The sequence below is a fragment of the Neomoorella stamsii genome (assembly GCF_002995805.1).
In the GTDB taxonomy this organism is placed as follows: domain Bacteria; phylum Bacillota; class DSM-521; order Neomoorellales; family Neomoorellaceae; genus Neomoorella; species Neomoorella stamsii.
This window is the reverse complement of record NZ_PVXL01000080.1, coordinates 51236-58583: the sequence shown is the minus strand read 5'-3', so window position 1 is coordinate 58583 and position 7348 is coordinate 51236. Positions and strand designations below refer to the sequence as shown.

The 7348-nt window shown below is 47.5% G+C and carries 5 protein-coding genes and 1 pseudogene; 5 read left to right on the top strand and 1 reads right to left on the bottom strand.

All coding sequences use genetic code 11. The features are described 5' to 3' along the window. Positions 1-139: 139 nt before the first annotated feature. Together MOST_RS16770 and MOST_RS16765 are read left to right on the top strand one after the other, a co-directional pair. Entirely contained in the window at positions 140-1321 is a 1182-nt protein-coding gene (locus MOST_RS16770) for an acetyl-CoA C-acetyltransferase (RefSeq protein WP_054937959.1), read from the top strand. 41 nt (positions 1322-1362) lie between these two features. After that, positions 1363-2208 carry a 3-hydroxyacyl-CoA dehydrogenase family protein gene (locus tag MOST_RS16765; RefSeq protein WP_054937915.1) on the top strand — a complete coding sequence of 282 codons (846 nt, stop codon included), beginning with the start codon at positions 1363-1365 and terminating at the stop codon, positions 2206-2208. 309 nt (positions 2209-2517) lie between these two features. On the opposite strand, the pseudogene MOST_RS18655 reads toward MOST_RS16765, so the two are convergent. Next, positions 2518-2700: pseudogene (locus MOST_RS18655) on the bottom strand (transposase); the annotation flags it as partial. Positions 2701-2847: 147 nt separating this feature from the next. Here MOST_RS18655 and MOST_RS16755 point away from each other — a divergent pair. From MOST_RS16755 to MOST_RS16745, 3 genes are all read left to right on the top strand, one after another. After that, positions 2848-3894, top strand: a complete 1047-nt coding sequence (locus MOST_RS16755) for a TAXI family TRAP transporter solute-binding subunit (protein ID WP_054937917.1) — start codon at positions 2848-2850, stop codon at positions 3892-3894. An 81-nt stretch (positions 3895-3975) separates the two neighbouring features. Beyond that, positions 3976-5877: a TRAP transporter permease gene (locus MOST_RS16750; protein WP_054937918.1), complete on the top strand. Its 1902-nt coding sequence runs from the start codon at positions 3976-3978 to the stop codon at positions 5875-5877. A gap of 101 nt (positions 5878-5978) precedes the next feature. Beyond that, positions 5979-7346 (top strand): UbiD family decarboxylase, encoded by a 1368-nt coding sequence (locus tag MOST_RS16745; RefSeq protein ID WP_054937919.1) that lies wholly within the window; start codon positions 5979-5981, stop codon positions 7344-7346. Positions 7347-7348: the final 2 nt, after the last annotated feature.

The following is a 7348-nucleotide window of genomic DNA, read 5'->3' as shown; positions in this document are numbered from 1 at the left end:
AGAGTTAAAATCCGTAGACGTCCAACTTTGATTGCTGCCTTAAGCAGTGGGTGGATATTTCTGTCTCTAAAACAGGTTTCGCAAAAAAATTTCGGAGGGGCTTGACAAGGCCCTTCCATATCAGGAGGTAGTATTTATGATGGATGATATAGTAATCCTTAGTGCGGTCCGTACTGCCATTGGTAGTTTCGGTGGTAGCTTGAGAGACACATCCGCCACCGAATTAGGAGCCATTGTAATTACGGAAGCCATCAGGCGGGGTGGGATAGAAGCTGAGCAGGTAGACGAAGTCATATTAGGAAATGTACTTCAGGCCGGGCAAGGCCAAAACCCGGCGAGGCAGGCAGCTATTAAGGCTGGAATACCTGCAGAAATACCGGCTGTCACCATAAATCAGGTATGTGGCTCAGGCCTCAGGGCAGTTAACCTGGCTGCAAATATAATTCAATCAGGCGAAGCGGAGATAATCGTGGCCGGGGGTATGGAGAACATGTCGCAAACCCCTTATGCAGTATTTGGAGCCCGCTGGGGAAACCGGATGGGAGATGGCAGATTGGTTGACCTAATGATCAGGGACGGCATATGGGATATATTTAACGACTACCATATGGGCATAACCGCCGAAAATGTGGCTGAAAAATATGGTATCACGCGTGAACAACAGGACGAGTTTGCTTATGAGAGCCAGCGGAAGGCAGAAGAAGCCATTAAAAGCGGGCGCTTCAAAGAGGAAATAACACCAGTGGAAATCCCTGCAAAGAAAGGTGAGCCCGTGATATTTGCGCAAGATGAGCATCCGCGTTTTGGAACTACGATAGATGCCTTAAGCAAACTGAAACCTGCTTTTAAGAAAGACGGGACAGTCACGGCGGGGAACGCTTCGGGGATCAACGATGGAGCCGCGGCGGTGGTACTTACCTCTGCGTGGAAGGCGGAAAGTCTGGGATTGAAACCGTTAGCCGCAATAAGGAGCCAGGCTGTTGCCGGTGTAGAACCGGCTTTTATGGGCCTGGGTCCGATACCAGCTACCAGAAAGGCACTTAAAAAAGCAGGGCTCAATATAGAGGATCTGGATTTAATAGAAGCCAACGAGGCATTTGCCGCCCAGTCGTTGGCAGTTGCTAGAGAATTGGAATTTGATATGAGCAAAGTGAATGTTAACGGCGGCGCTATAGCATTAGGGCATCCCATTGGGGCCAGCGGGGCCCGCATACTAGTAACCTTGATTTACGAAATGCAAAGGCGTCATAGCAGTTATGGACTGGCCACCCTCTGTGTAGGCGGCGGTATGGGTGTGGCTACCGTTATAGAGAGGGTTTAATAAGCACTAATTATCACAGCAAAAAAGAGGGGGTTTAACTTATGTCGAGCGTTACGGTTGTAGGAGCCGGCACTATGGGAAGCGGCATTGCTCAGGTTTTGGCACAGGCAGGATACGAAGTGTTTATTTTGGATACAACAGAGGAACTTGTGAGTAAAGGTTTCAATGGTATTAAGCAGAGCCTAAATCGCCTGCAACAAAAAGGTAAGCTTACCGAGAGCGATGTGGAACGTATAATGGGTTTGATAAAACCCGGGACTGATTTAAAAGAGGCCTGTTCTTCTGAGATAGTAATTGAAGCAATTTATGAAAATATGGACGCCAAAAAGAGGTTGTTTAGAGAGTTAGATAACGTCTGCGATCCCCAAACTATTTTTGCCTCCAACACTTCCTCGTTGAGCATAACAGAAATGGCTTTTGCGACCAGCCGGCCAGATCGGGTTATAGGTATGCACTTTTTTAATCCAGTACCAATAATGCAATTGGTGGAAATCGTAAAAGGGCTGGCAACTTCGGAAGAAACAGTGGCAAAGGTACGAGAAGTGGCAGAAAAGCTAGGTAAAAAGCCAGTCATAGCAGGGGAAACTCCGGGTTTTATAGTTAACAGGCTGCTGATACCAATGATAAATGAAGCCATTCTACTTTTAGGCGAGGGTGTTGCTACGGCTTCGGATATTGATACGGCGATGACGGCCGGAGCAAACCATCCCATAGGGCCGCTGGCGCTGGCAGACCTCATCGGTCTAGATGTATGCCTGGCTATCATGGAGACTTTACATCGAGAGATAGGCGACGACAAGTATCGTCCTGCATTGCTGCTTAAACAAATGGTTAAAGCCGGTTATCTTGGTCGCAAGACAGGTAAGGGTTTTTACAAATACAATTAAGTAGGTAGCCAAAGTATAAATCTTGAAGTTCGGTATCCCGGGAGGTGATAACCCCCTTCTCATAGCATTCCATAAGCCAGGGATACCACCGCCCCGGCCGACATGGTGTCCAGGCCGTAAGTATCGTAAACCTCTACCGTAGCCCACATGAGCTTGATGAACCGCCCTAGCATTCAAGAACTTGGTCGGGGTGTAGTATTCACGCTTGACCCAGATAGCATGAATAATACGAACCCAGATGTTTGACAAAGCACGGACAGCTACGCTGTGACTTTTACCCTCACGCCTTTTACGTAGGTAGTATTCTTTCGCCCATGCTTCGAAGCGGGTGGACTGCCTAGCGAAGCTGTAAAGGGTAGCATGGAAAGGCTTGATGCAGGCAATACGCTTATGAGCCCTACTGTAGCGCCCGCTTTGAAAGGGAACAGGAGAAGTTCCTGCAAGTGCAGCCACGCTTTCATGTGAAGGGTAGCGGCTACGATCATCCTCCATCCTGCCAAAAGTTTTGGCACCAGGCGTTTCCCGGCCCCAGGAAGTCTCAGAAAGATGGAGTGTATAAATTGACTCTAAGGATACCTCATTCAGTTTTTTCATACAGACAAACCAAAGTGTTAACAAAAAATCCAAGGAGGAATCAAAATGTTTCGTAAAAATTGGGTAATGTTGCTGGTGATTACCATAACGGTTCTGGCTTTGACTTTAACAGCCTGTCAATCCAATAAACCCAGTGACAACAAGGGTTCTGTTCCCGCTAAACAAGAAACGGGTAGCAAACAACCTGCTGCACCCAAAAAAGCTACCCAGCTTATTGTAGCTACGGCTGATATTCAAGGCTCGTATTATCCCGTGGGTAATGGTATGGCCGAACTGATGACCAAGTATGAGCCATCCATCAATTTAAGCGTTCAGACTACAGCTGGCGGTGTGGAGAACGCCAGGCTTATTAACAGTAAAAGCGCCGACCTTGCATTTTTCCCCAGTGATACCTTACATCAGGCAGTAAAAGGCTTAAAGCCATTCGATAAAAAGATAAAGATTAATCAAGTAATGGCGGTTTTTGAGACACCATTGCAATTTGCGGTGCTAAAGGATAGCGGCATTAAGACCTTTGCAGATTTAAAGGGTAAACGCTGTGCTGTAAATGCCAAAGGTTCTTCCATCGAAGTGCGGGCACGATTAACCTTAGAGGCTGCCGGTATAACTTACGACGACATCAAGCCTTTCTACGTGCCATCCTCCCAGGCTATAGAGATGTTTAGCAACAACCAGATTGACATGGCCGTTTTCTCAGGCGCGGTTCCCAATGCTGCAGTGATGGATCTAGCATCCAAATATAATATCGATCTTTTAAGCGTACCGGACGACGTTATTGCCAAGATCGCCGAGAAGGACCCCACGCTCTTTAAGCAGATTATCCCGGCCAACACTTATAAAGGAATTGATAAGAATGTCGCCACCGTAGGTAATACCACTATTATTGGTTGCGCACCTGACCTTGCTGAGGATATAGTTTACCGTATCGTCAAGACTATTCTTACCCATAAGGATGAGTTCAAGGCCTTCCACGGAGCACTTAAAGGTTTCAATGAAAACGTGGCGGCAAGCAAGCCCTTTGCTCCGTGGCACCCCGGCGCTGTCAAGTACTTTAAAGAAGCCGGTATTAAATATGAAGAATACAGGCAATAAGCTGGATATTTGTGGCTCAAACCGGTACCAGGGCTTATGCCCTGGTACTATATAAATATTTAGATTAGGGAGGGATGACGTTTGGCCAGGCGTAAGTTTAGCGGCTTTTCAAAAACAATTATTGCAATCATAGCTGTCTGCTGGTCGTTATTTCAACTTCTTACCGGTAGCTTTTGGGTTTTTGAGCCCCATCTTGTACGTGCCATCCATTTGGCCTTTGGCGCCACATTAATTCTTGCCCTTATGTCGCCAATTGAACAAGAGAAAGGGAAGAAATTCTGGTTAGGCGTGGATTTAATTCTTATCGCCTTTAACATCGGAGCAGCAGTTTTTCTCGTGCTTACGCAGGACACTCTGGCGGAGCGGGCTGGAGCCCCTTGGTTGGGCGATATCGTTTTCGGTCTGGCAGTAACTTTAATCGTCCTGGAAATTACCAGGCGTACCACCGGCAATGTTTTAGCCATATTTGGGCTGGTGATGATACTATATACACTTTGGGGACCTTACTTTCCAGGACTTTTGGCCCACCGTGGGTTTACATTGAGCCGGGTAGTGACCTACCTCTATGACGGTATGGGGGGGATTTACGGTTTACCCCTTGGAGTTAGCGCTACTTTTATTTATATGTTTGTGCTGTACGGCAACTTCCTGGCCAGGAGCGGGGTAGGGCAGTTTTTCATCGACTTTGTATTTGCCCTTATCGGCAAGTCTCGGAGCGGTACTGCGAGGACGCTTATCGCCGCCAACGCGACTATGGCCACCATATCTGGAGTACCTGTGGCTTCTGTGACCTCCATAGGAGCTTTAATCTTCCCCATGATGCGCAAGGCCGGTTACCCTGCCCTCTTTACGGGTTCCCTTGGCGCCTCAGCGGCTATAGGGGCTACCATAACCCCTCCAGTCATGGGTTCGGCGGCCTTTATTATGTCAGAGCTAACGGGTATATCTTACATCCGGATAATGCTTGCAGCCATTATTCCCGCCGCTTTATACTACCTTTCACTCTTTGTGACCACTGAAGCACGTACGATCCGGATGAATATTCAAGCAGAGGTTGCAGAGAGAAAAAATGCCTGGCAACTGCTAAAATCAGGTTGGTATAACCTTTTGCCGATTGCGAGCCTAATCTATTTCCTAGGCATCGGACGCTCGCCTATGCTATCCGCTTTTTATAGTATCATTTTAATTCTGGTGCTAGACATAGTGGTGACCTTGGCGAAAGGCCAGGGGTCGGCCGGGTTGAAAGAATTGGGCAAGGGTTTTTTAAGCGTTCTGGAGAAATCAGCTTACGAATCTATGATTATCATGGCTACTTGCGCCGCAGCCGGCATTATAACCGGCACCCTTTCAATTACTGGCTTGGCGGGTAAGTTTTCTTCAATCATGATGCAGTTATCCGGCGGTATGCTTTTGCCAGCCCTGTTATTAGCGGCGGTGGCCTCAATCATCCTTGGTATGGGGATGCCGATTGCAGCCTGTTATATTGTTTTGGCAGTCATTGCGGCTCCGGCGATGGAGCGTATGGGAGTAAGCACCCTCACGGCGCATTATTTCATTTTCTATTTCGGTAACTTTTCAGCCATTACACCACCGGTAGCCATTGCAGCTTATGCTGCGGCAGGCATGGTAAAGGAAAACCCATGGAACCTGAGTTGGGACGCGGTGCGCATTTGTCTGCCCACTTTCTTGGTGGCCTTTTCCTTTGTTTACGGGCCAAGTTTATTGGGAGAGGGCGCAGTAAAAGATATTATCCTCAACACAGCTACGGCTGCCATTGGTGTATCGGCGATGGCGCTGGCCCTGGAGCGGTGGCTATGGCGCAGGATGAGGGTATGGGAGATGGTCGTGATGATTATTGGTGGTATTATGGCTATTTTCCCCGATATAGTCTACAGCGCCATCGGCATAGCGGCTATCTTAATCATCGTGGCCCGTTTGTATCTGACGAGCAAGAAGTCGGGGGTAGCGGGTGTTTCAGTTTAACAGTAACTTTAAAAAGGCAATGTGAGGAAATAAATACTTATTTATGTGAAGAAAGTAAGAATCTTTAAAACGATAAAGTAAAGAAACGGAGGTTAAACAAAGTGCCTTATAAAGACTTGCGGGAGTACCTTAAGGCATTGGAAGAGCATCATGACCTGTTACGGGTAAAAAAGCCGATTGACACATATTTAGAAGTAGGCAAGGTTTTAAGGAAGCTTTATAGCCAGGAAGGCCCAGCGGTTATTTTTGAAAACCCTATTGGCTCGGATGTTCCCCTGGTGGGGGCGGTGTATTCAACCCGGAGTAAGGCTCTTTTAGCTTTTGAAAGCGATGAGGAACATATTATGGATAAAGTTTTGGCCGGAATGAAAAGACCTTTGGCACCTGTTCTCAAAGACAAGGGGGAATGTCAGGAAAATGTAATTCTCGACAATATAGATCTCTCTCGTTTCCCCATCCCTTTTTATACACCCAAGGATGGAGGCCGATATTTGACTGCCGCCATTACGGTTAGTAAGGACCCGGAAACCGGTGTGCCTGATATCGGGATCTATCGTTGGCAGGTGATAGGGCCGGACCGCCTATCCTTCCTGGCCCAGCCTTTTCATCGTTTCGGCAAAAATTTGGCCAAGGCTAAAAAGTTGGGCCTACCATTTGAAGCGGCCCTAGTCATCGGTACCGATCCTGTTTTGGCCTATACTACCCAGTTTAAGGTCCCTGATAACACCAATGACTGGTTCCTGGCTGGCGGCTTGAGAGGCGAACCCGTGGAATTAGTAAAATGTAAAACCGTTGACCTCGAGGTTCCGGCTACTGCCGAGGTTGTTCTGGAGTTAAAGATTAATTACGAGGAAGAAGTTATGGAAGGTCCTTTTGGTGAATATACTGGCTATTACACTCCGGCCTCGCTGAAGCCTACAGCACGAGTGACAGCTATAACCCACCGTGATAATCCTTTATTCTTAGGGCTTCTTACAGGTAAACCCGTAAACGAGGTTCATATCTTGAAACAGATACCTTTTGAGGCTTCTTTCTATGATTTTCTTAAACCACAGTTCCCATCAGTTAAAAAGGTGGCGATACCACCCTGCGGTGGCGTTTCCTTTTACGTTGTTATAGCCATTCAACAGCGCTATGCTGGTGAAGCCAGACAAGTTATTATGGCGGCCCTGTCCCATACTATCCGGCCAAAGTGGGTTGTGGTCGTGGATGACGATATAAACGTCCAGGATCTTAACGATGTTAATTGGGCCTTATCCTTCCATGTTCGCCCCAAGGATGACATATTTATTATTGATAACGTACCTGCGGGTCCCCTAGACCCCGTTGTAAGGGAAAGTGCACAGTTAACCAAACGGCTCCTCTCAGCCGTCGGTATTGATGCTACCAGGCCCTTTGGGGAAGGCTTTCCCGCTTTGGTCGAGGTACCTGGGTGGGAAGATTACGACCTCAATCAACTAAATAAGTAGCT